At 29.0% G+C, this 26,212-nt stretch carries 19 protein-coding genes; 15 read left to right on the top strand and 4 right to left on the bottom strand.

Features of this window, described 5'->3' with window-relative positions; translation table 11 throughout:
• Nucleotides 1-68 precede the first annotated feature (68 nt).
• The 3 genes from rppH (at nucleotide 69) to recC (ending at nucleotide 5,401) form a co-directional block, all read left to right on the top strand.
• The gene (rppH, locus tag M9397_RS01340; protein ID WP_250227169.1) at nucleotides 69-545 is read left to right on the top strand and encodes an RNA pyrophosphohydrolase; all 477 of its coding nucleotides are present in this window, start codon (nucleotides 69-71) and stop codon (nucleotides 543-545) included.
• A 201-nt stretch (nucleotides 546-746) separates the two neighbouring features.
• Nucleotides 747-1,595: a prolipoprotein diacylglyceryl transferase gene (gene lgt, locus M9397_RS01335; RefSeq protein WP_250227168.1), complete on the top strand. Its 849-nt coding sequence runs from the start codon at nucleotides 747-749 to the stop codon at nucleotides 1,593-1,595.
• A 395-nt stretch (nucleotides 1,596-1,990) separates the two neighbouring features.
• Nucleotides 1,991-5,401, top strand: coding sequence for an exodeoxyribonuclease V subunit gamma (gene recC, locus M9397_RS01330; protein WP_284150758.1), 3,411 nt, complete (start codon nucleotides 1,991-1,993; stop codon nucleotides 5,399-5,401).
• Nucleotides 5,402-5,526: 125 nt separating this feature from the next.
• On the opposite strand, the gene recD is transcribed toward recC, so the two are convergent.
• From recD to map, 4 genes are all read right to left on the bottom strand, one after another.
• Nucleotides 5,527-7,425 (bottom strand): exodeoxyribonuclease V subunit alpha, encoded by a 1,899-nt coding sequence (gene recD, locus M9397_RS01325; RefSeq protein ID WP_250227166.1) that lies wholly within the window; start codon nucleotides 7,423-7,425, stop codon nucleotides 5,527-5,529.
• A 308-nt stretch (nucleotides 7,426-7,733) separates the two neighbouring features.
• Nucleotides 7,734-11,282, bottom strand: coding sequence for an exodeoxyribonuclease V subunit beta (gene recB, locus M9397_RS01320; RefSeq protein WP_250227165.1), 3,549 nt, complete (start codon nucleotides 11,280-11,282; stop codon nucleotides 7,734-7,736).
• Nucleotides 11,283-11,493: 211 nt separating this feature from the next.
• Nucleotides 11,494-12,315 carry a 2,3,4,5-tetrahydropyridine-2,6-dicarboxylate N-succinyltransferase gene (gene dapD, locus M9397_RS01315; protein ID WP_250227164.1) on the bottom strand — a complete coding sequence of 274 codons (822 nt, stop codon included), beginning with the start codon at nucleotides 12,313-12,315 and terminating at the stop codon, nucleotides 11,494-11,496.
• A 488-nt stretch (nucleotides 12,316-12,803) separates the two neighbouring features.
• Nucleotides 12,804-13,586: a type I methionyl aminopeptidase gene (gene map / locus M9397_RS01310; RefSeq protein ID WP_250259841.1), complete on the bottom strand. Its 783-nt coding sequence runs from the start codon at nucleotides 13,584-13,586 to the stop codon at nucleotides 12,804-12,806.
• Between the two features lie 332 nt (nucleotides 13,587-13,918).
• Between map and rpsB the strand changes: the two genes are divergently transcribed.
• The 12 genes from rpsB to fabZ all read left to right on the top strand — a co-directional run bounded on the left by rpsB (nucleotide 13,919) and on the right by fabZ (nucleotide 26,212).
• Nucleotides 13,919-14,602, top strand: coding sequence for a 30S ribosomal protein S2 (gene rpsB / locus M9397_RS01305; RefSeq protein WP_250227163.1), 684 nt, complete (start codon nucleotides 13,919-13,921; stop codon nucleotides 14,600-14,602).
• A gap of 102 nt (nucleotides 14,603-14,704) precedes the next feature.
• The gene (gene tsf, locus M9397_RS01300; protein WP_250259870.1) at nucleotides 14,705-15,511 is read left to right on the top strand and encodes a translation elongation factor Ts; all 807 of its coding nucleotides are present in this window, start codon (nucleotides 14,705-14,707) and stop codon (nucleotides 15,509-15,511) included.
• 205 nt (nucleotides 15,512-15,716) lie between these two features.
• Nucleotides 15,717-16,442, top strand: coding sequence for a UMP kinase (pyrH, locus tag M9397_RS01295; RefSeq protein WP_250227162.1), 726 nt, complete (start codon nucleotides 15,717-15,719; stop codon nucleotides 16,440-16,442).
• 84 nt (nucleotides 16,443-16,526) lie between these two features.
• Nucleotides 16,527-17,093, top strand: coding sequence for a ribosome recycling factor (gene frr, locus M9397_RS01290; RefSeq protein ID WP_250227161.1), 567 nt, complete (start codon nucleotides 16,527-16,529; stop codon nucleotides 17,091-17,093).
• A 96-nt stretch (nucleotides 17,094-17,189) separates the two neighbouring features.
• On the top strand, nucleotides 17,190-18,383 hold the full coding sequence (gene ispC, locus M9397_RS01285) for a 1-deoxy-D-xylulose-5-phosphate reductoisomerase (protein WP_250227160.1): 1,194 nt from the start codon (nucleotides 17,190-17,192) through the stop codon (nucleotides 18,381-18,383).
• Between the two features lie 156 nt (nucleotides 18,384-18,539).
• Nucleotides 18,540-19,292, top strand: coding sequence for a polyprenyl diphosphate synthase (gene uppS / locus M9397_RS01280; RefSeq protein WP_250227159.1), 753 nt, complete (start codon nucleotides 18,540-18,542; stop codon nucleotides 19,290-19,292).
• A 19-nt stretch (nucleotides 19,293-19,311) separates the two neighbouring features.
• Nucleotides 19,312-20,160, top strand: a complete 849-nt coding sequence (locus M9397_RS01275; RefSeq protein WP_250227158.1) for a phosphatidate cytidylyltransferase — start codon at nucleotides 19,312-19,314, stop codon at nucleotides 20,158-20,160.
• 35 nt (nucleotides 20,161-20,195) lie between these two features.
• The gene (rseP, locus tag M9397_RS01270; protein ID WP_250227157.1) at nucleotides 20,196-21,569 is read left to right on the top strand and encodes a sigma E protease regulator RseP; all 1,374 of its coding nucleotides are present in this window, start codon (nucleotides 20,196-20,198) and stop codon (nucleotides 21,567-21,569) included.
• A gap of 46 nt (nucleotides 21,570-21,615) precedes the next feature.
• The gene (gene bamA / locus M9397_RS01265) at nucleotides 21,616-24,039 is read left to right on the top strand and encodes an outer membrane protein assembly factor BamA (protein ID WP_250259839.1); all 2,424 of its coding nucleotides are present in this window, start codon (nucleotides 21,616-21,618) and stop codon (nucleotides 24,037-24,039) included.
• Between the two features lie 79 nt (nucleotides 24,040-24,118).
• Nucleotides 24,119-24,619, top strand: a complete 501-nt coding sequence (locus M9397_RS01260) for an OmpH family outer membrane protein (RefSeq protein WP_250227155.1) — start codon at nucleotides 24,119-24,121, stop codon at nucleotides 24,617-24,619.
• A gap of 3 nt (nucleotides 24,620-24,622) precedes the next feature.
• Nucleotides 24,623-25,654: a UDP-3-O-(3-hydroxymyristoyl)glucosamine N-acyltransferase gene (gene lpxD, locus M9397_RS01255; protein WP_250227154.1), complete on the top strand. Its 1,032-nt coding sequence runs from the start codon at nucleotides 24,623-24,625 to the stop codon at nucleotides 25,652-25,654.
• A 102-nt stretch (nucleotides 25,655-25,756) separates the two neighbouring features.
• Complete coding sequence (gene fabZ / locus M9397_RS01250) at nucleotides 25,757-26,212, top strand: 3-hydroxyacyl-ACP dehydratase FabZ (RefSeq protein ID WP_420022205.1); 456 nt, start codon at nucleotides 25,757-25,759, stop codon at nucleotides 26,210-26,212.

The following is a 26,212-nucleotide window of genomic DNA, read 5'->3' as shown; positions in this document are numbered from 1 at the left end:
GTTATTTTTGTTGTGAATATGAATATTTAAAATTTAACAAAATATCTTAATAAAACTGGGGCCATCTGGTGATTGACAGTAACGGTTACCGATTAAACGTAGGAATTGTGCTATGTAATACTCAACAACAGGTATTATGGGCCAGAAAATGTAAGCAACATTACTGCTGGCAATTTCCTCAAGGCGGAATTAACATCGGAGAAACTCCAGAACAAGCCATGTATAGGGAATTATTTGAAGAAATAGGATTGAATTATCAAGATGTTCGTATTCTATCTTCAACCCAATCTTGGATACGTTATAGGCTGCCTAAGAAATTAATTCGTTGGAAAATTAGACCGATCTGCTTTGGTCAAAAACAAAAGTGGTTTTTATTAAAACTTTTATCTAAAGATACCCATATTAATATACAAAACAATGAAGATCATACATTTGATAGCTGGAAATGGGTTAGTGTGTGGTATCCAATACGCCGAGTCGTTTTTTTTAAAAGAAATGTGTATAGAAAAGTTATGCAAGAATTTGTTAATGTAATAATTTCATAGTGAAATACTGTTATTATTTATAAAAAATAAAACAACATCTAATATAATCAATAAAAATAGATCAATTTGTGATTAAAATATTGCAGCTTTAAAATACCAATGACACATCAAAATATGTTTTATTTTTATATAAATATAACTATATATTTTAGTTAAAAACTAATCACAACAATTATACATCGTATAATATCATCAATAAATATGCAAGATCTTTATTATCATACGTTTAATCCAGTAATTTTTAAAATAGGACCTATTTCGCTACATTGGTATGGAATGATGTATGGATTAGCTTTTATGTACGCCATGTGGTCATTATCGCATCGTATACGATATTCTAATAATGTTGTTTTATGGACGCATGTAAACATAGAACATTTACTATGTTTGTGTTGTTTTGGTGTTTTATTGGGTGGTCGTATTGGATATGTATTATTTTATCAATGGTCTTTTTTTTCTAAAAACTTACTTTCGATATTTAATATATGGGAAGGAGGTATGTCTTTTCATGGCGGATTAATAGGTGTAATTATATCAATTGCATGGTTTTCTTATAAAAAACACCAATCTTTTTTTCAAATATCGGATTTTATCGTACCAGCAGTTCCTTTTGGATTAGGACTCGGTAGATTAGGAAATTTTATTAACGGAGAATTATGGGGTCGAATAGCCATTGATATTCCATGGGCTGTTTTATTTCCTAATTCCGTATATCAAGATTTGTTAACATTACTAGATCATCCTGAATGGCAACCACTATTTGATAATTATGGTGTACTGCCTCGTCATCCATCTCAATTATATGAAATGTTTTTAGAAGGAATGATACTATTCGTTATTATACACAAGTTTATTCGTCAACCACATCCTGTAGGTAGTGTATCTGGATTGTTTCTAATTTGTTATGGTGTGTTTCGTTTTATAGCAGAGTTTTTTCGTCAACCTGATAGTCATCTAGGATTAATTAATAACATACTCACCATGGGTCAAATTTTGTCATGTCCCATGATTATATTGGGAATAGTTATAATTTATGTCGCTTATAAATAGTTAATTTATTAAATATATATATATATATATATTGTTTAAAACATCAAAAAATTATATATACTTTTTATATTACTACATTTATATAATAAATAAAGACAGCAAATCAATAATGATAAAAAGATCAATTTTGTAAATATTTAATCATGAACAACATTTGTTTATTTCTTCTGTTTTTTGAAATATATGAATTAATTAAAATTAGTTCGGTTTGAACTAATACACATAGCTCATATTTATGAAATTGAACAAATTATATTGCATATTTATAGTTATACTTTTAGTTATATGTAATTACAACAAACATAACCCATATCATATGTTTATACAGAACATATATATATATGTATCAAATTGACAAAAATACGCCTTATCTAATTAGATAATTTTAATACACAATGTTCATTATTTATCACTCTAATCAATCAAATGCATTCAAAAAACTATTAATTAATACTATGTCAGATCAATCATTACCTGATCCCATGCAATCTGAAATAATATTAACAGAACACAGTATTATGGATCAATGGATACAGATTGAGATAGCTAATCACTTTGGTATTGCATGTAATATCAAATTTATGACTTTAATGTCTTTCATACAATATATTTCTAATAAAATAGAACCCAATAACTCTATAACGAATAATTTCTCATGTTCTAGCATATATTGGAAATTTATGAAAATATTATCTCAAACGCAAATATTAAACCAGTGCCCTATTATAGACAAATACTTACACGATGATGCCAATCAACAAAAAATAGGTCAATTTTCTGAACAACTTTCCAATTTATTTATCCAATATTTAATATATCGTCCAGATTGGTTGAATAGCTGGGAATCCAATGAAATAATAAATGATTTAGATGACACGCATCAGTCCTGGCAATCAAAAATATGGCGCATATTTATAGAGAATATAGAATGTGATCATCAAAAATTGAATAATAATAATATACATCCTTTACAACGTTGCATTAATTTTTTAAAAAACACCCAAAATATAATTTGCAATCATCTTCCAAGTAGAATATTTATTTTTGGAATCACATCCATACCACCTATATATTGGAATATATTAAAATTATTAAGCTATCATATTGATATTTACTTATGGTTTATAAATCCATGTTGTCATAATTTGATTTATATACCTAATCAAGATCAAGATACTATAACACAACAAGAAAAACAATTGATCAACCAAACAACTGCTTCATCACATTCATCTTCATTTGTTACTGCTCACCTTTTCAAACGTAATAATCATGATAATATCAATCATCCTTTATTAAATTCATGGGGAAACGTCGCTCGCAATACTCTATCTTTATTTACTCAATTACAAGATAAAATAGAACTAACATCTTTCATTGTTCCTAAACAAAATTCTTTACTTCACATAATACAAAAAAACATTTTAGAATTTCAGAATCATACAAAAAATAAAAAAAAACAAAGTAATACCACAACATTTAAAAATAATGAACGACATTTATTAACATTAGAAGATCAATCAATTACTTGTCATGTTTGCCATAGTATTCAACGAGAAGTAGAAGTGTTACATGATAATTTATTATCCATGATGACAGATGATCCATCACTGTCTCCGGGAGACATCATAGTTATGGCTTACGATATACACTATTATAAATCAGCTATTCACAGTATATTTGATAATATACAAGATCGACATCTACCGTTTAATATCGCAACAAATAGCTATAAAAAAAATACTCACCCCATTGTATCAACTTTTATTAAAATACTTAATATAACACACAGTCGATTTACTTCTGAAGAAATTTTGTCATTTTTAACAATAACACCTATCGCATCTCGGTTTAACATGAACAAAGAAGAAGTGAAATTATTACACCAGTGGACTATTGAATCTGGTATTAGGTGGGGGCTTGATGATATTACCATGTATAATTTTAATTTGCCTATCATTAATCAAAATACCTGGAATTTTGGATTAAATCGAATGTTATTAGGTTATGCTATCAAACATCAACATAATACCTGGGAAAAATTTTTACCATATGATGATATAACGATCAGAGACCATTCTAATGTTATTGGTCAATTAGGTGAATTTTTAAAAACATTAAAAAAATGGAGAGATCGATTCAGTCATTCTTATCCATTGATAGAATGGAGATCTTATTTCAAAGAAATAATTGACGATTTTTTTTATTGTGATCATCTGGATTCAGACAACAAAAAAGTTTTACTATTCTTAAAAAACTGCTACGAAGATGTATTAGAATCAGGCATACAAGCAGAATATAATCAAACTATCAGTATAACAGTGCTACGCGATAAATTATGTCAAAAATTAACACAAAATATTATAATCCCCCGATTTATACCAAATGTAATTAATTTTTGCAATATTAATCCAATTTTCTGTATTCCTTACAAAATAGTGTGTTTTTTAGGCATGAATGACGATAAATTTCCTCGCAATAAAATTACCCCAGACTTTAATTTAATGGTTAAAAATCCACGCAAAAATGACGATAACATATACGAAAAAGATTGTTATTCATTTTTGATGGCATTGTTATTAGCTCAAGAACGGATATATATTAGTTTTATCGGGCACTCAATGTATGATATTGCCATGAATTATCCTTCTGTGCTAGTTAATGAACTTTTCGAATATATTGCTTTGAACTTTTACTCAAAAGAACATGAAAATATAGACATAAACATTAACATAAAACATATACGTCAGCGTTTATGCCAATGGCATCATCCGTTTCCTTTTTCTCCTGACAATTTTAATTCTAGTAATAACCAACAAAGTTTTGCTAAAGAATGGCTATCTACAATAAATATTAATAACAATCACTCTCCATTAATCTATCCGAATTTTAATACTCCACTTTCTTATCACGCTACAAAAACAATAATGTTTCAAGATTTATACAATTTTTATCGCCATCCAGTACGCACATGGTTTCAAAACCGTTTGAATGTTTATTTTGATCAAAACACATTAAAATTATCAAATGATGAACCTTTTTCGGTAGATAGACTCAATCGTTATAAACTAAATATAAAATTGATCGATTATCTAATTCATAATAAAAACATTGATGAACTATATCGTAATGTACGTGCTTCTGGAATTCTACCTTATGGTGTATTTGGAAAATTATATTGGACTAAACAACAAAAAAAAATGACAATACTGGCAAATCAAATAAAAACATTTCATTGTATTGAAAAACATAGCCTAAATATTTCTTTAATATTTGATACGACTAAATTAATCGGTCAATTAATTTCAGTTCAAGAAAATGGGTTGATACGTTGGCAACCTCGACATCTTTCTATGAAAGATGTATTATTATTATGGATAGAACATATCATCTATTGCGCTATAGGTGGAAAGGGCAGTAGTAGATTATTTGGTACTAGTAATACATGGCATTTTCCTAATTTATCAAGACTACATGCAAAAAAGTTACTATTCACTCTAATATCGGATTACTGTAGCGGTATAAACACACCAGTATTGCTATTACATCATGCTGGAGGAGCTTGGATGAATCATATATTCGACTGGAATACTCGAACAATTTCTTCAAACCCACATTGTCAACAAGAAGCGCGCCAAAAACTAATCCAAATTTGGAAAGGTACCAAATATTCTCTTTTTAGAGAAAGTCACGATCCATATTTTCGAAAACTTATCTCATTTGACTTAAGCGAAGACACCATCTCAAAAATTACTGAAACTGCAGAACATTACTTTTTCAACGCAATGAAATACAGAATAATATAATGATTTCCAAATTTTTCACATCACAAAAAAATAAATATTTTAACAATTAAAATACTATATATTACACAATACAAATATTACATTGGCAAATAATGCCAAGTATAAAATAAAAAATTTTTATTTATTTAAACCATAGACATTATATTATTTTTTATTTTATTATATAGCCCGCTATAACGTTGTGTAGGCAAATTGACGCTGCTTATTATTACGTGATCTGTTGCGTATAAACAAAGATATTGACGAGCTCTAGTGACAGCAGTATAGAACAATTCTCGCGTTAGTAATGGTGTATGTCTATCAGATAATACTATTGAGATATGTTGAAATTCAGAGCCTTGTGCTTTATGTATAGTCATAGCGAAACAAGTTTCGTGCTCTGGCAATTGATATATTTGTATAACTTTTATACCGCCTTGTGATGAAATAAAATATGCAGACAGTTTGTTTTGATCATTTAACAACAAAACTCCAACATCTCCATTATATAATTCTAATGATGGTTTATTACGCAATATAATAATCGGTCTACCTATATAGTTCCTAGAATTATTTAATTGAATTAATCCTTTCTCATTTAATATTTGTTCAACATAATAATTAAGCCTTATTACCCCAAATGGACCATCACGTGATGCACATAATATTCTATAATAAGAAAAAATCTCTAAAATATTTTTTGTTAATATTTTAGTGTGTTTCAATTTTTTAAAATAGTTAGAATATTTCATTGCGCAATTAAGAATCATAGTGATATAGCTTTTTTTATCTACGAAACAAATATAATATAAATCCTTGTATATATTTGAATTTAATAATGACAACGTTTTAATATAATCTCCTGCATTTATAGCGCTAGATAATTGATGAATTCCTGAACTTTCACTAAATCGATAATTTTTCTTTAGTATACATGTACCATCAATAATACTATTATAATTATAATGCATAGATGATTCAGAAGGAGATACAACAGGCAATGTGTAACCTGTAAGATCTATAAGTTCTTGATGACGTTCAGGAGAATAAAAAAAATTAGAAAATTGACACACATCTTTAAATACAGATCCAGGTTCCACTGAACATAATTGATGTTGATCACCAAACAAAATTACATTCGTTTGAGGAGAAAGTCTTAAAATTAGCTGAGCTAATATAGACAAACTAACCATAGAAGCTTCATCAATCACTACCAGATCTAAATTCGAAAAATTGAAGTAATTATATTGCATCTCTTCTGTATATAATAATGTTCGAAGTAAACTATGTAGAGTGGTAGCTTTTTCTGGTAAATTACGCAAAGAATACTGTTTTAATTGTGGAATATTATTAATTGTTGTTTTAAAAGATTCAGTCAAAAGAGCCGCTGCCTTTCCCGTTGGAGCAGTAATCTTGATATTTAAATTATTATTGTTATTACATAACAATAATGCTGCTATTATCTTGGCTATAATAGATGTTTTTCCGGTTCCAGGTCCTCCAGAAATTAATACTCTATGATGTGTTATTCCAATAGCAGTGGCTATTTTATGCCAATCAATTTCTGTATAAGAAACAGGAAATAATTGATTTAATACATAAATTATTTTTTCTTTTTGAAAGATGTTTGATTGATATTTATGATTAAAAAATTGAGCGACTATACATTCATCTCTCCACATATGATGTAAATACAAATTCTTATTTTCCAATATTAATGGGGTGACCCGCGATCCATCACTAACCGCGGGACAAGAAAGCAATAATTCTTGCCAATCAGTTATAGATAATTTTCCTAATTTTCTACATATCGTATTCGTTAATTCAGGATAATTTCCTTGAAATAATTTATCAGGAGTAAGAAAACATAAAGGTAAACAAACATGACCAATCCTAACGTTAGCACTTAAAGTTGCACTAGCTAAAATTAATGCCTCTTTTATATTATTGTCATCATAAATGGGAAGGGCCAATACATCAGCAAATTGCACGTCTAATGAATGCCACAATCCTAATTTTAAAATTTTTTTAACAACATCTTTCATATAATAGAAGAAGAAAAGAGAAAATTATTGTACGATCCATATATTAAGTTATATGTTTTAAAAAACAAAAAACTGTATTTTAATTAAACACAGATAATTATAATTTTTAAAATTTCACTTAATAATCTATATTTATTCTTTTAGATGTAAATCATCTATTTGCATAATTATTATATACATCCAACATGTATATTTATTACAATAAATATACACTCTAATCATTTCATATATTAAATGACATCTATATTATCTTACTTAAGATATAATTTTACCATTCCATAGAATAGAATATAATAACGATGTTCAGATTATTTTTTAGAAAATAAATTATCTAATTTATTAATAAATGTTGACAATGGACGAAAAAAATAAATTCCATTACTCAACGGTGACCCATCCATACCTCGTATAAATAAATAATATACTCCCCCAAAGTCTTTCTCATAATTATAAGACACGAGTCTATTACGTAAAAATCGGTGCAACGCTAAAGTATACAATTGATATTGTAATGCATAATGATGTTTAACCATTTCTTGTGTTATTTTAGAATTAACATAATCCTCATTGTTCTTACCTAACCAATTAGTTTTATAATCCAATAAATAATATCGATGATTCCAACGAAACACTAAATCAATAAACCCTTGTAACATTCCTGTAATATCCGAAAAATTCAACGATGCAGATTTACATGATAAAGAATCATATTTTTTACATAAACAATTTAATTCTTCCGATGATAAACGCGTATTAATAGATAAATAAAATTTAAGCTCAGTTTTTTTATTATTAGGAATTATTTGTGAAAGAGTTAAATGATCATTATTAAGAGGGGTATTAAGTACTATGTATATCCATTCTCGAACAACAAACCCCCAAATTGGATCAATATTATATCTCACCATATGCGCACATAACCATTTTATATCTACAATTTTTCTAAAGTCCAAAATTTGAAAGATACTATGAAAAAAACTACCACATGTTTTCCCTGCAGGAAAAGTATGTGGTGTCAAAGGAGTATCACTATTTCGGCTCTGAACATGTTCTCTGATATCTAATTGTTTGTCCAAATCTAAACACGTCGTAACATCAACATCAGTATGTTTTAAAGAACTAAAACTTGTTATATTCCATGGAATAAAATTTGATGGTGTCTTCCACTGTTTCGCACATAGAAATTGATTAGATACAACAGGTGATATGTTAGAAAATAGTTCTTGCGATTTTGAAATAATACGAAAGGAAATATCGCCATTTGAATAAACACTGAGATTTTTTAAATGTTTCCTTAATGTTACTGCATTTCCAGCAATTTTTTTTTGAATTAAATATCCTAAGGCACTGTGATGTAAATCATTGATATTAGATTTTCTTTTATATCGTCGTCGTACTACTGGACCAACACCTATAGAACAATGATAAATACTACGAGTCACTGCTACATATAACAGTCTTAAATCTTCTGATAAACGTTCTTCATCTGCCAATATTAAATTTGATTTAGATGTATTAAAATTGAAATGAGTTTTATATGATTTTCTATCATGAAAAAAGGGATTTTTTACACCATTAAAGTCCGCTACGAATGGCAAAAATATTAATGGAAACTCTAATCCTTTAGATTTATGTATTGTACTAATCTTTATTAATTGATGATTACTACCTAATCGTAAATTTTGATCAGATATTCTTTTGTTTTTGGGTTGTGTTATTTTTAACATTAACCATTCCATAAGTGCGTTCTCATCTTGTAACTGTTGTGCAACATCCTGCAATAATTCACTTAAATGCAAAATATTTATTAAACTAATTTCACCTCCTCGTGTAGATAATAATTTTTCTGGTACTTTATAATGAAAAATTATTTTTTGTATCATCAAATACACACCCTTTTTTTTCCAAACAGAATAATATTCAAAAAATTCTTCAAATATTCTTTCCTGTTTAAATTCATTATTATTAATACTTTCAATATCAGTAGCATTTAATCCAAAAAAAACAGTTGTTAAAGCAGTAGAAATAGTATGGATTTCTGGAAATAAAATTGATCGTAATAATAATGATAATTCATAAGATTCCATTGTTTCAAAAATATTTTTATTATTAGATAAAAATACTGTTGATATATTTAATTGTGATAAAGCAGAACACATCAATGATGCTTCTTCATGATTTCGTACTAATACAGTTATATCTGAGATTTCTAGTTTCCTTTTATATTTATCATTTTCCAACCAAGCTGTCCCATTACGTATTTCATTTAATAAATTATATAAAATAGCAGCACACTCTTGTGCCATTGATTGTTTATAGTCATCTATTGTAACTATCTCATCGGGATGTAACCAAAAACACATAGCTGTTTGTGATTGATTATTTATTAAAAACCGATACATATTGTTTCGACTAGCAGCTACTGCAGGAATAAAAGGAATATCTTCAAAAATAAATGGATTAGAGACCGAACGAAATAATTGATTAATAGCATTAACCATACTTAATGATGAACGCCAATTAATATTAAGATTGTATTTGTTAGATATTGTTCGACGTATTTTCATATACGAAAATATGTCAGCTCCACGAAAGGCGTAAATTGATTGTTTAGGATCTCCTATTAAAATAAGAGCATTTTCTGAATTATTATCATACAACGAGCTAAAAATATTGAATTGCTGACAATCTGTATCCTGGAATTCATCAATAAGCGTTACCGGATAACATGCTCGCATCATGTGCGCTAATTTATTTTTTTTATCTTTAACTAAATGATGAGATAACACGTCAACAAGATTGTTTAAAGTGATTTCTGATCTGCGATATTGAATATCATTTAAATCATTGCGTATCTCATTTATTGCAATTTCAAATATTAATGTTTTAAATAACGATAATTGACGATATAATTTTTCCACCAAATCAAATAAAGCATATACACCATTAGATTTGTTGCTATTATTATATATCTTTAATTCAGTTACTCTAAAACGTTGTAAATCGTTAGGTATAGTATGATCAATTGTTGGCTGTTCGACCCACTGATTAATTTTTTCCGTCCAACGTATTAAGTTATTTTTATTATATATCCTACGATTAATGTCATAAGAGTTGACAACAGTAATTATATTATATTTATTTTTATGCCATTCCTTTTTAACATTATCGACATAATCCAGAATCTGTCCATAATAAGTTGCGATACTTTTTTTATCTTCATGTATGTTACAATTGTAACAATGCAGACTAGATCTAGATCTATGTATATAAGGAATGATATCGTTGAAAAGAGAATTTGGATCTTTCCAATATTCTTGAATTAAACTAGCTATATTCAGTGGAAGTGCATAAAAATGCCGCCTCCAAAAATCAGTGCACGCTTGTTGGTACAATATTGTTTCATTATCAATAATATTTGTATTAAACAACATATTTAATTCGATTGTATTGTAATTTAATATATTTTGACAAAAACTATGAATGGTAAAAATAGATGCTTGATTTATTTTTTTTTCTGCTTCAGATAATTGATGTATGGCTAAATCTACATTATGTATTTGTAATAATAACTTAGACAATAAAAAATTATTACTATATCCACGCATACAATCTAATCTAAACTGATGAATGTATTCCTTTATGCGATGACGCAGTTCTTGTACTGCAGATTTAGTAAAAGTCACTACAAGTATTTCTTTGACTGTTAAAGGACGGTAAAAATCTGATTTACTCCCTAAACACAACAACAATCTAAGATAAATTATTATAAGAGTATATGTTTTACCAGTTCCCGCTGAAGCCTCAATTAAATTGATGCCATACAAAGGAAAATCCAAAACATTTAAGGTGTACATAATTATTGTTTACATTTACTTAAAATAATGAAGTTATAATTTTTAATTTTTAAAACTACATTGTTATAATTTTATTTTAAACAAAATATCAAAACACTGATCTTTATATTTTATTTATAAAAATTGATTATTATTAATTACGTTTAAATAGATAAATCAAATAATAAAAAATATCCTATAAAATACAATACTTTAAAATAATTAAAATATTTTATATATCACGTAATAAATCATTTATTTTAACTTTATTTTTAGTTTTACAATCAACTTTTTTCACGATTATTGCGCAATAAGTATTAACACAACCGTCTTGAGAAGGTAAACTTCCTGGAATTACAACTGACCCAGCCGGTACACGTCCATAATATATATTGCCGCTATCACGATCATATATTTTAGTACTTTGACCTATAAATACTCCCATAGAGATCACTGCACCTTTTTCAACAATCACCCCTTCTACAATTTCAGAACGGGATCCAATAAAACAATTATCTTCAATGATAGTTGGGTTATCTTGAATGGGTTCTAATACTCCTCCAATCCCTACTCCTCCAGATAAATGTACATATTTTCCAATTTGAGCACAAGACCCAACTGTAGCCCAAGTATCCACCATTGTGCCTACATCGATGTAAGCTCCAAGATTGATATAAGAAGGCATGATCACTGTATTAGGAGCAATATAAGCCCCATAACGTACAGTAGCTGGCGGAATTATACGCAATTTTTTACTTTCGAAACGCGTGGTGTCCCATCCAGAAAATTTCATAGGAAATTTATCAAAAAAAATACCATTCCCCCAGGTTATTAGTTGATTGTCCATAATATAAAACGCAAGCATAATTGCTTTTTTTAACCATTGATGCGTTATCCATATACCATTGATTTTTTCTGATATACGCAATCTTCCATTATCTAAACCATCCATAATTTCATGGATTGCATTCTCAAGGGTAGGGTCAATATTATTTTTTGATATATATTCTTTTTCTTTAAAAGCACTTTCTATTGTTTTTCGTAATTGATTCATATGTTCTATATCCTATAATATAGATTTATTCGAGGAGTATTATTTTAATTGACTTTGAAGAATAATATTTTTGTTGAAATAAATATTATAAATTTACATTTAACATCATTATGATTTATAATGACTCTTTCGTATTATCAAGTGATATTTATTTAAGGATTATTATATTAATTATTAATATCTTTAAACAGAGTTTATTTATATTCAATAAATCTGATTTGATGCAGAACTACTAATATCTATAAAATTATCACTTAGATTGTACACCACTAAAATGGCATATATAATTTAAATAATGTTGTTTGTTAAATAACAATAATAATTGTAATAATTTTTATATTTTCACCAAAAACAATAAATACTATGCATATATATTTCCATATAATCACAATTTGCACTTATGAAAATTCATCTATCAAAATAATTTAAAATACATCGAAAAATGATTTAGTGTAAAAATACATGGTTTTATCAATTAATACGATTCTTTAAATAATTGATGATAGAGACTCATCAGAACGTAGCGTTAACACTTCACACCCATTTTCCGTAACAACAATAGTATGTTCGTATTGTGCTGACAAATTATGATCTCTTGTTTTTACTGTCCATCCATCATTGTCAGTATAAATATGACGAGTACCTGCATTTACCATAGGTTCTATTGTTAATGTCATGCCAGATTTCAATATCACACCTTCATCATCGGCATCATAATGCAATACATGGGGAGCTTCATGAAAAAATTTTCCAATACCATGCCCGCAATATTCCCTTACTATTGAAAAATTCTGATTTTCAACAAACCTTTGAATAGACCGACCTACTTTTTTTAAACGTATTCCTGGTTTAATCATACGAATTGCTAAATAAAGACTTTCTTGAGTGATCTTACATAATCGATACCCCAATCTTGTCGGTTGACCAACGATAAACATTCGTGAAGTATCAGCATATAATCCGTCTTTAATTACTGTAATATCAATATTTATAATATCACCTTCTTTTAATTTATCTGAATTATTTGGGATACCATGACACACCACATCATTAATTGAAGTACAAATAGACTTGGGAAATCCTCGATAACCGAGAGGAGCAGAAACAGCATGTTGTATTTGTGTAATATAATTATGACAAATAACATCTAATTCTCCAGTACTAATGCCAGGTTGCACGTAAGCTTCAACCATTTCTAATACTTCTGCTGCTAACTTCCCAGCAATGCGCATTTTTGCTATATCTGTAAGTGTTTTAATGATAATTTTCATAATATATATGTTACTAATCGCATTAACAAATACACAATGTTTTTGTTGCTACATAACATGATCTATACATAAATCCATACATTTAATTAAAAGACAATCGCATCACAGTTAATTGCATAACTCGCACTAATTTGTGATTAAATATAAATATATTTTATTTACAAACACGTATTAAATTATTTATTCTTAGGGTATTAGTAAACGACTAATCATCGTATTTAACTTATCAAAAATTATTATAACATGTAATATATGATCTATCTATATTTAAATATTGATAACCAGTAGAAACCATTAAAAGTAATCTATTTAACAACTCATAGAGGTATATAATGGAAAACATTTCTATACGTGATATGCTTCAGGCCGGTGTCCATTTTGGCCACCAAACCCGTTATTGGAATCCTAAAATGAAACCTTTCATTTTTGGAGTTCGTAATAAAATACATATTATTGATTTGGAAACAACTAATGTAATGTTTAAGAAAGCTTTAATTGAACTAAACAAAATCGCTTCGCTTAAGGGTAAAATTTTATTCGTAGGCACCAAACGTGCAGCTAGTGAAGCAGTCAAAAAAACAGCCATGGCTTGTAATCAGTTTTTTGTTAATCATCGTTGGTTAGGGGGAATGCTAACCAATTGGAAAACAGTGCGACAATCTATAAAACGTCTAAAAGATTTAGAAATTCAATCTCAAGACGGTACTTTTAAAAAATTAACCAAAAAAGAAGCATTGATTTTGAATCGAGAACTTATGAATCTGGAAAATAGTTTAGGAGGCATCAAAAATATGGGCGGACTGCCAGACGCAATTTTTGCTATTGGTGCAACACATGAACATATTGCTATAAAAGAAGCAAATAGCTTAGGGATTCCAGTTTTTGCAATAGTTGATACCAACTCTAATCCAGATGGAATAGATTTTATCATTCCAGGCAACGATGATGCTGTACGCGCAATTAATCTATATTTAAACACAATATCTAACATGATACACATAAATTATGTTCAATGATTCACATAATTAATGCTACGCAATAAATTTATTGACAATTAAATGTGTAATCACACTCTCCATATATATTCTTAATATGATGACATTATTATGAAAGAAAAAATGATTGATATTAATAGCAATTTAATTAAAGAATTACGTAAACGTACTAGCATTGGTATTTTAGAATGCAAACAAGCCTTAATTAAAGCCAATGGAAATCTTGAATTAGCTATAGATAACATGAGAAAATCCGGTTTAAAAACTGCTATCAAAAAATCTGGACATACAACATCATCAGGTCTAATCGCAATAGAAATAGCATCCAATAGGCAATACGGTATCATGGTAGAAATAAATTGTGAAACTGATTTTGTAGCTAAAGATAGTACTTTTCAAGAGTTTGTTAAAACTGTTATTATCACAGGATTGAATGAAAAAATTAATGATATTAATATACTACAAACTAGATTTGCAGAGAAACGTGCTAATTTAATTGCAAAAGTCGGAGAAAATATAAACATTCGTAGATTTATTGTTTTAACAGGTAATTTTTTAGGATGTTATGTGCATAGATCCAAAATCGGGGTAATAGTTGTTACTAGCAGAAGTGTAACTGAAGATTTAATGAAACATATTTCTATGCATATCGCAGCTAAAAACCCTAAATATATTACCATAGATGATGTTCCGAAAGATATCATGATTCGTGAAAATCATATTCAAATGGATATTGCCATGAGATCTGGAAAATCATACAAAATTTCAGAAAAAATAGCCGAAGGACGTATGAAAAAATTTATCAATGACATTGTATTAACACAACAAAACTTCATAATGGATATTAATAAAACAGTCGAACAATTATTAATTGAGTATCACGTAAAAATTAATAATTTTGCTCGCTTTGAATTAGGTGAAGATATATAAATTAGTATTTAATACTATCACTAAAATTTGTAATTAATTAACACAGATTATCATTGTTTTTTAAAATAAGATATTTAATATTTTTAACAACAAAAACTATTAATTAAATTGGTTAAGTCAGAATAATTTATTGATATGCATATTATACTTTAAATAATTTAGTGTTTGCTCCTGTTTATGCCATTTTTTGTGAGGAATATAATTAATGGTAACTCACACGAAACCAATTTATCGGCGTATCGTACTTAAAATGAGCGGAGAAGCTCTACAAGGCGCCGAAGGTTTTGGAATCGATACTACTGTGTTAAATCGAATGGTTACAGAAATTAAAGAACTAGTGAAAATAGGTATTCAAATAGGTATAGTTATGGGAGGTGGCAACTTGTTTCGTGGCGCTGGATTAGTGAAATCCGGAATGAATCGTATAGTAGGAGACCACATAGGAATGTTAGCCACTATAATGAATGGATTAGCTATGAGAAGCGCATTAAATCATGCTTATGTTCATTCCCATTTAATGTCAGCTATTCCATTAAATGGAGTATGTGATCATTATAGTTGGATGAAAGCTATTAACTTATTATCTAATAATTGGGTGGTAATTTTTGCAGCTGGAACTGGAAATCCTTTATTTACTACTGATTCTGCTGCCTGTTTACGGGGTATCGAAATTAAAGCAGATGTAGTACTCAAAGCAACTAAAGTAGATGGTGTATTTTCTAATGATCCAATGCAACATCCTGACGCTACATTATATGAACAATTGAGTTATCAAGACGTATTAGATCGTGAATTAAAAGTTATGGATTTAACAGCGTTTACATTAGCAAGAGAACACAATTTACCAATACGTATATTTAATATAAATAAACTTGGGGCGTTAAAAAGAATAATAATGGGGTATAAAGAAGGGACTTTAATAACCAAATAATTTAAGGATTGTATACTCAAATGCATATTTAAATTTATATAAATTAATTTTTTTATGTAGAAATAAAAATCAGAGGTATATGATGTGATCAATAAAATTGATAATATTCAGATAGATTCAGAAATACATATGAAAAATTGTATTAACAATTTCAAAACAAATATAAACAATATTCACATAGGACGCATTTCTCCGAAAATATTAAATAATATCCGAGTAGACTACTATGGAATATCTACTCCATTATCTCAACTGGCAAATACCGTAGCAGAAGATTCACGTACCTTAGCTATTACAGTTTTTGACCATCAGATCATCAAATCAACTGAAAAAGCTATTTTTATGTCTGATTTACAATTAATTCCTATTTCTCATGGAAATATTATTCGAGTGACATTACCTGCATTAACTGAAGAACGTCGTCGTACTTTAATAAAAATGGTACGCTCTGAAGCAGAGAAAAGTAAAATAGCTATAAGAAATGTGCGTCGTATTGCTAATGATAAAACCAAAATTTTACTTAAAAACAAGGAAATTAATGAAGACGAAGAACATTTTTTTCACAATGAAATTCAAAAATTAACTAATATTTGGATTAAAAAAATTGATATTATTCTCACAGAAAAAGAATCAGAATTAATGAAATTTTAAATATTAAATCGTATGTTAATAACATATCCACACACATATTAACGGGCAATAATAAATTTTATATTTACAATTAAATGAATAATTTGATTTATGCATATGCAATCTTTAACAATTTTAGGCAGTACTGGATCTATTGGAAAAGCTACCCTATCTGTAATACAACAACATACCGACAAGTTCTTTGTACACGCGTTAGTCGCTAAAAATAATGTTGCTGTAATGACAGAACAGTGCATAACGATGTCTCCCAAATATGCATGTATGATATCTGAAGATGCAGCACGGATGTTGAAAAAAAATTTAATCACTGCTGGAAAATGCGATATTAAAGTATTATCTGGCATAATGCATGCCTGTGAGTTGGCGTCAACTGATGATGTTGATATGGTAATGTCTGCTATAGTTGGAATTGCTGGATTAAAACCTACTTTTTCCGCGTTACGTGCCGGTAAAAAAATATTATTGGCAAATAAAGAAACTTTAGTTACTTGTGGAAAATTATTTATGAGAGAAGCCAATCAATATCATGCTTGTGTACTACCCATAGATAGCGAACATAATGCAATTTTTCAAAATTTACCAGTAACATGTCAGAAAAATTTGGGAAATACATCTTTATCTGAATGCGGTATATCACGTATTGTGCTAACAGCATCTGGAGGAATTTTTTTTAAAATGCCACCAGAACAATTGACCGCCATAACACCAGAACAAGCTTGTGTACATCCTAATTGGTCTATGGGACGTAAAATATCAGTAGACTCTGCTACCATGATGAATAAAGGATTGGAATATATTGAAGCACGCCATTTATTTAATGCTAAACCGAGTGAGATTGAAATCTTATTACACCCACAATCCATTGTCCATGCTATGGTATACTATGCAGACGGAAACATATTGGCACATTTAGCGCCTCCAGATATGAGAATCCCTATTGCACATGCAATGACTTATCCTAATAGAATAGGATTAAAAACATCGTCCAATATAGACATATGTCATCTTAACAAATTATATTTCGATCAATTGGATCCTCACAGTTATCCTTGCTTACAACTAGCAATAGATGCTGATAATTGTAGTCAATCAGCTGTTATTACTCTAAATGCAGCCAATGAGATCGCCGTGGAATCATTTTTGAATAAAATGATTGCTTTTACCGAAATTCCTAATGTTATTCGTCGTGTACTTGATGCAATAAATATAAATGATCCTAATGATATAGAAGATATTTTATATATTGATCAAAAAGCTCGTGAAAAAGCAATATCTATATGTATCCTATGATTAAATAATATTGTCTTTAATAAATTTATCAGAATTACTACATATATATCATAAAAATTATAAGTAACTTCATTAATCTGTAATTATAATATTAATTATTATAGAATAAATACTTTTTACTTAATACAAGGTATTTAATTTGGAAAATAAATAAGTGTGATATTATCTCAACATAATCAAGATCTTAGCACTTTTTCATCCAATTTACTACCACGCCATGTTGCTATCATCATGGATGGTAATGGGCGTTGGGCAAGAACACGAGGAAAATTACGTATTGTTGGGCATCAAGCTGGATTCAATGCAGTCCGGCGTGCTGTTCATTTCGCTGTTAATCACAGATTCGATGCATTAACTCTATATGCATTTAGCAGTGAAAACTGGAAACGTCCTGATAAAGAAATTGATTCTTTGATGCAATTGTTTTCTCATGCTTTAAACAATGAAATAGATGTTTTACATAAGAACAATATCAAACTAAGAATCATCGGAGATATTAATCGATTTTCTGTTGAATTACAAAAAAACATACACCGTTCTGAACAATTAACTTCCAATAATAGTGGGCTTACACTTAATATTGCTGCAAATTATGGAGGACGATGGGATATTATCCAAGGCGTAAAACAACTTGCCACACAAGTGCAGCAAGGAATATTAACTCCTAATCAAATTGACGAGGATGCTCTGTGTAAGTGTATTTGTATGAATGAGTTAGCTCCAGTAGATTTGGTGATTCGAACAGGAGGCGAGCATCGTATTAGTAATTTTTTACTTTGGCAAATAGCATACGCTGAATTATTTTTTACAGATGTACTATGGCCTGATTTTAATAATATCATATTTAAAAGAGCATTAAATACTTTTATGAAACGAGAGCGCCGATTCGGAAATAGCGTATCTACTTAATTTCAACAAGGAGAAAATTGTGTTTAAAACTCGTTTAATTAGCGCATCTATCCTGATTCCTATCACCATTTGTATGATATTCCTGTTGCCTATTATACAATTCTTGATTGTTGTATCTATTATTTGCTTAATTAGTGCATGGGAATGGGGAAAAATGATGCGTTTTTCCGATTGTATACACCGAATGTGGATATGCGTTATATTTGGATTATTATTAATTGTAACAACTCAAAGCTTTTTATACTTCAATAATTGGTATATTTTTTGGTATATTTTCAGTAGCATTAGTATAGCATGGTGGATACTAGCTTTTTTATTAATATTATCTTATCCTGATTCTGCTATTTTCTGGAAAAAATCTAATATACTTCGTTTTTTGTTCGGGATATTAACAATATTACCATTTTTTTGGGGGATATTGACGTTACGTCAATTTCATCATATCGACGATAGAATCATCGGAACATGGTGTTTACTGTATGTTGTAATATTAATTTGGATTAATGATGTAAGCGCATATATCATCGGTAAAACATTAGGAAAGCGCAGATTATTACAAACTGTATCTCCTAAAAAAACTTGGGAAGGATTTATTGGCGGCATATTAATTTCAACAGGGATATCATGGTTATTCAGTAAATATATGCCAATAAAGATAATAAACCCATCTCTTATATTTATTTATTCTATAATTACAATTATAGCTTCTATAATAGGAGATTTAACTGAAAGCATGTTTAAAAGAGCATCTGGTATTAAAGATAGCGGAAATTTGATCCCTGGACATGGAGGGATGTTAGATCGGATAGATAGCTTAGTTGCCGCAGTGCCTATTTTCGTTTACCTAATATTATTAAATTTATATTAATATCCTTATTAAAAAATAGAGAATTCATCAACATCATGATATTACATTTTTTATGGAATTTAACTACATTTATTCTTGCATTGAGTATTCTTATCACAGTCCATGAATACGGACATTTTGTAGCAGCACGTTTTTTGAAGGTAAAAGTAGAGCGCTTTTCTATAGGATTCGGTCCTATTTTATGGAGTTGGAGAGATGCAAATGATACCGAATATGTAATTTCTGCTATTCTTTTTGGTGGATACGTTAAATTGTTTAACACTCAACAAACAATAACATCTTGCAATGCAGAATGTAATAATTCATTTGAATGCAAACATATTTGGAAAAAAATTATTATTGTGATTTCAGGACCCATCTTTAATTTTCTTTTTTCTATTGTGTTATATGTATTAGTTTTTATGATAGGTGTGCCTATTTATAAACCAATAATCCATTCTGTTATACCTAATTCCATTGTTGATCAATCAAACATACCATCTGGTGTAGAAATTAAATCAATTAACAATATTCCGACTCATGATTGGGATGCAGTACGTTTAGAGATTCTTAACACCATAGGCAAGAAAGAAATTATCATTTCTGTAACACCAATAAATAATACGCATATTCAAACCTACACCATTCATTTATCTCATAATTGGTTCAATAAATCTATTAATAACAAAGATCCTATAATAACATTAGGTATTCTTCCTTTTAATACACATGTATCATTGATATTATCAGAAATACAATCTGATTCTGCTGCACAACGAGCTGGTTTAAAAGTTGGAGACAAAATAATCTCACTCGACGATCAATTAATACATAATTGGGAGTCATTCATAACAATCATCAAAAATAACCCAGGAAAAACTTTTAAAATTATGGTAGAACGGAACAATAAAGTACTCAACTTCAGCTTAACACCAGATAAAAAAAATCTGATTTCCTCTGAAAAAACAGAAGGAGCTATAGGTGTTTCTCCTCAAATCATTTGTATCCCATCAAAACATCATATAATTCATCAATATGGATTGCATCTAGCTATACTGGAAGCTTGTGAAAAAACATGGAAATTGATATGCCTAACGACTAATACATTATTTAAATTAATTACTGGAGATATTAAGATGACCCACCTCAGCGGTCCAATCGCAATAGCACAAGGAGCAGGTGCATCAGCTCAATCTGGAGCAATTTACTATCTCATGTTTTTATCTTTAATTAGCATTAATTTAGGTATTATTAATTTACTACCTTTTCCAACACTAGATGGAGGACATTTATTTTTTTTCGTAATAGAAAAAATAAAAGGAAAATCAATATCAAAAAAAACACAAAGTTTTGGTTATATCATTGGATCTATTATACTTACTTTAATGATGTGCTTAGCGATTTTCAACGACATATCTAGATTATGGTAATAAATAAAAAAATTTAACCCAAAAAGATTAAAATAAATAACAATCAATGAAAAAAATATTTATAGCATTCTTATTGATCATTAGTCATGCAGCACACAGCGATGATACAATTATAAACAAAATTCTTTTTAATGGATTAAAAAGAATTTCATTAGATACGGCATTATTTAGTTTACCTTTAAAAATTGGATCCATTATTAATGATGAAGATATTGCTAATAGTATTAAAGTGTTATTTTCTACAGGATACTTTGAAGAAGTCATAATTTCTCATAATGAAAATGGAATTGTTATAATCCAGGTCAAAGAACGCCCAGTCATTGATAATATTAGTTTTCAAGGAAACAAAATAATTACAGAAGATATAATAAAAAAAACATTAAATATAAAAAAAATACAATCAGGTGAACCATTTAACGAATGCTCTATTTTTGAATTAAAACAAGAGTTGAATAATCTGTATCATAACTTTGGTAAATTTTCAGCTACAACTAAAATAATAGTCATCCCTCTATCAAGAAATCGTGTTAATTTGAAAATAATGTTTACAGAAGGTAAAACCGCTAAAATACAACAAATCAACATTTTTGGTAATCATGCATTCCATACAAAAAAATTATTATCACAATTTAAATTGTATAGAAAAATTAAATGGAGACCTATACTATCTAATCAACAATATCAAGAACAAAAATTATTCCATGACTTAGATAAATTACGTAATTTTTACTTAAACCATGGCTATGCTAAATTTCATATTGATGAGACGCAAATTGATTTTACACCAAATAAAAAATATGTTTATCTTTCTTTATATATCAATGAAGGCATGCAATATTCATTTGATTCTGTAGAGTTACATGGAAATATATTAGATTATTTTCCTAATATTAAAAAATACATAAACATTTATCCTAGAGAATTATATAGTAACAATAGAATTCAAGAAATAGAACGGAACATACGATATATGTTAAGCAAACATGGTTACATGCAACCTATCTTATCAATAAAACCTGACATAAATGACAACAATAAAACAATAAAATTATATGTATACGTCGATGTAGGCCATTGTTTTTATGTACGTGAAGTACGCTTGGAAGGTAATAATATTACTAAAGATGAAGTCATTCGAAGAGAAATACGTCAAACAGAACAAATACAATTAGATTATAATCGTATTATTCAAGACCAAACCCGACTTAAACGTCTTTGTTATTTTAAAACTGTCAATACTCGCATTGAATATGTACCAAATACTTTAAACCAAATCGATGTTATTTATAAAATTGAAGAACATAATACTGGTCATTTAAATCTGAGCGTCGGATTTGGAACAGAAAGTGGTATAAATTTGCAATTTGGAATGTATCAAGAAAATGTGTTAGGTTCAGGAAATTCTATAGCTGTTGCTAGCACTAAAAATCATTATCAAACTTATACTGAAATATCATCTTTAAAACCTTACTATGGCGTTAATAACATTAGTATAGGCGGTAAAATATTTTATAATGATTTAAACACTAACAATACAAGTTTTTCAGATTATAATTTGAAAAATTGTGGTATTAATATTAATTGCTCATACCCGATCGTTAAATACAATACGTTTAATATAGGATTAAATCATGTATCTAATTATTTAAGTAAAATAGCCCCTCAAGTAGCAATATGGCGTTATCTAAAATCTACAAATATTCATCCAAAAATATCAATTAACAGTAAAATTGTAGATAATACTATCAATTTTCATACAAATGATTTTTTATTAACTTCAGGATGGACTTTTGATAATTCAAATCATGCTTATTTCCCTACATATGGTGTACGTGCCAATATATCAAGTACATTGACACTACCTGGGTCTAATAATCAATATTATAAAATAATAATTAATAGTAATAGTTATATACCTTTATATCGACAATCTAATTGGATAACGATGAATTCGATATACACTGGTTATGCTGGCGGTATACATAAAAAAGAAAATCCTTTTTATGATAACTTCTATGCCGGAGGTATTGAAACAATACGTGGATTTAGACTAAATAGTATAGGTCCAAAAGCTGCTTATTATCATTGCAACGATTCTAGACAAAACTATGCTACATGTGCAATAAAAAAATCTCAAGATGCTGTTGGTGGAAATGCAATAACTCTTTTCAAAACTGAGCTAATCATTCCTATGATATATTTTCATGCGCAACATTCTGATATTGCACGTATTTCTGTGTTCTTAGACACAGGTACTGTATGGGATACTTTTTGGAAGAATACTGAAGCAACACAAAAAGCCGGTATTGTAGATTATAGCATTCCAAATAATATTCGCATATCTAGTGGTATATCTTTGAAGTGGGTATCTCCAATTGGGCCAATGATTTTTTCCTATTCAAAATTAATAAAAAAATATCCCGGAGATATAGAAGAACCATTTCAATTTAGTATCGGAAAAACATGGTAACATTCAGACATAATATACTAATAAAAAATATCTTATCAAAATAATAAATTTCATATCTTATTAAACTAAGAGGTTTACAGTGAAAAAGTGGACATATATATTGAGTATAATGATTTGGATAACACAAATTAACTCTGTTGAGGCTACCGACAAAATTGCAATAGTTAACATTTCTAATATTTTTCAACAATCTTCACAACGCGCTAAAATCATTAAACAACTTGAATATGAATTTAAAGATCGTGCTGCCGAATTAGAAAAGATGGAGCATGATTTACAAATAAAAATACAAACATTACAACGAGATGGCACCACCATGAAAGCAATCGAACGTAATGAACTAGAAAAATCATTAATAAACCAACGTGAAATTTTCACTAACAAAGCTAAAGAATTTCAACAAGAAAATCATTCGCGTCAAACAGAAGAAAGAGATAAAATTCTTAATATGATTCACAATGTAGTATCAAATGTTGCCAAAAAAGAAAATTATGACATAGTAATTGACTCTAATGCTGTAGTATATCACAGCGTTCACATTACAGATATTACTAATTCTGTAATGAAACAAGTTGGATAAATTATGATCGAAATGAAGCTATCAGATTTAGCACAGCAATTAGACGCTAAATTATATGGAGACAAAAATATTATTATTACTGGCATTGCTTCTATAAATAACGCACAAATAGGACATATTACTTTTTTAAAAGATCAACGATTTCTAAGTCAACTAAGCTCCTGTCGCGCTTCAGCAGTGATATTATCTAAAAACAACTTGATTTTTTGTAAGGTTGCTGCATTGGTAGTAGAAGACCCATATATCGCATATGTTAAAATAGCACGATTGATGGATAATAGCCCGAAACCAGCGAGGAATATTGCATCTGAAGCCATCATAGCTCCAGATGCAATATTAGGTCAAAGAGTAGGAATAGGTGCTAATGTGGTTATAGAATCTGAAGTAATTTTGGGTGATGATGTAATCATTGGTCCTGGTAGCTTCATAGGACAAAAAACAAAGATAGGGACAGGTACACGTTTATGGGCTAATGTCACTATATATCATGAGGTAGAAATTGGTGAATTCTGTTTAATACAATCTGGAGCTATCATTGGTTCTGATGGATTTGGGTATATTAATGATCATGGCGTGTGGATCAAAATTCCTCATTTAGGAACAGTAAAAATTGGAAATAATGTAGAAATAGGTGCTTGTACTACTATTGATCGAGGAACATTAGATGATACTAAAATTGAAAGCGGAGTAATTATTGATAATCAGTGCCAAATTGCACATAATGTCAAAATAGGCGCACACACCGCAATAGCAGGCGGTGTTATCATGGCCGGGAGTTTAACTATTGGACAATATTGCATGATAGGCGGAGCCAGTGTAATTAATGGACACATAAATATTTGTGATAGAGTCACTATCACCGGAATGGGAATGGTGATTAAAGCGATAACACAACCTGGTATTTACTCATCAGGTATTCCTGTGCAACCAAATACAGTATGGTGGAAAACCGCCGCATTAATTATGCGGATTAGTAATATAAACAAACGTATAAAAACTATAGAACAAAAATTAAAAAAAATACTGTGCCTATAAATTTTAAGATAACTAGGACAGTTTATTCTTTACCCTGTTAGGATGAACAGGATAAATGAATGTTATTAATACGACTTATTATCTTAAACAGGAATAAAAACCTTGATTACTGATACTTGTGTTTTGCATATTGAGGAAGTTTTAGAGCTTTTGCCGCATCGATTTCCATTTTTATTAGTTGATCGTGTACTAAATTTTGAAAAAGGGAAATTTTTAAGAGCGGTAAAAAATGTTTCTTTTAATGAACCATTTTTTCAAGGACATTTTCCAGGAAAACCCATTTTTCCTGGAGTATTAATTTTAGAAGCTATGGCTCAAGCTACAGGAATCTTAGCCTTCAAAAGTACAGGTAAATTAGCTCCAGGAGAATTATATTATTTTGCTGCTATTGACTCAGCTCGATTCAAGCGTCCAGTACAACCTGGTGACCAAATGATACTCGATGTAGAATTTATTAAAGAAAGACGCGGTATTGCACGATTTAAAGGAATCGCTACAGTAAACGAAGAAATGGCTTGTGAAGCATCAATGATGTGCGCTCGTAGAAAGGAAATTTAA

This window comes from Blochmannia endosymbiont of Camponotus sp. C-003, from assembly GCF_023585685.1.
GTDB lineage: Bacteria > Pseudomonadota > Gammaproteobacteria > Enterobacterales > Enterobacteriaceae > Blochmanniella.
This window is presented reverse-complemented; position numbering and strand designations above follow the sequence as displayed.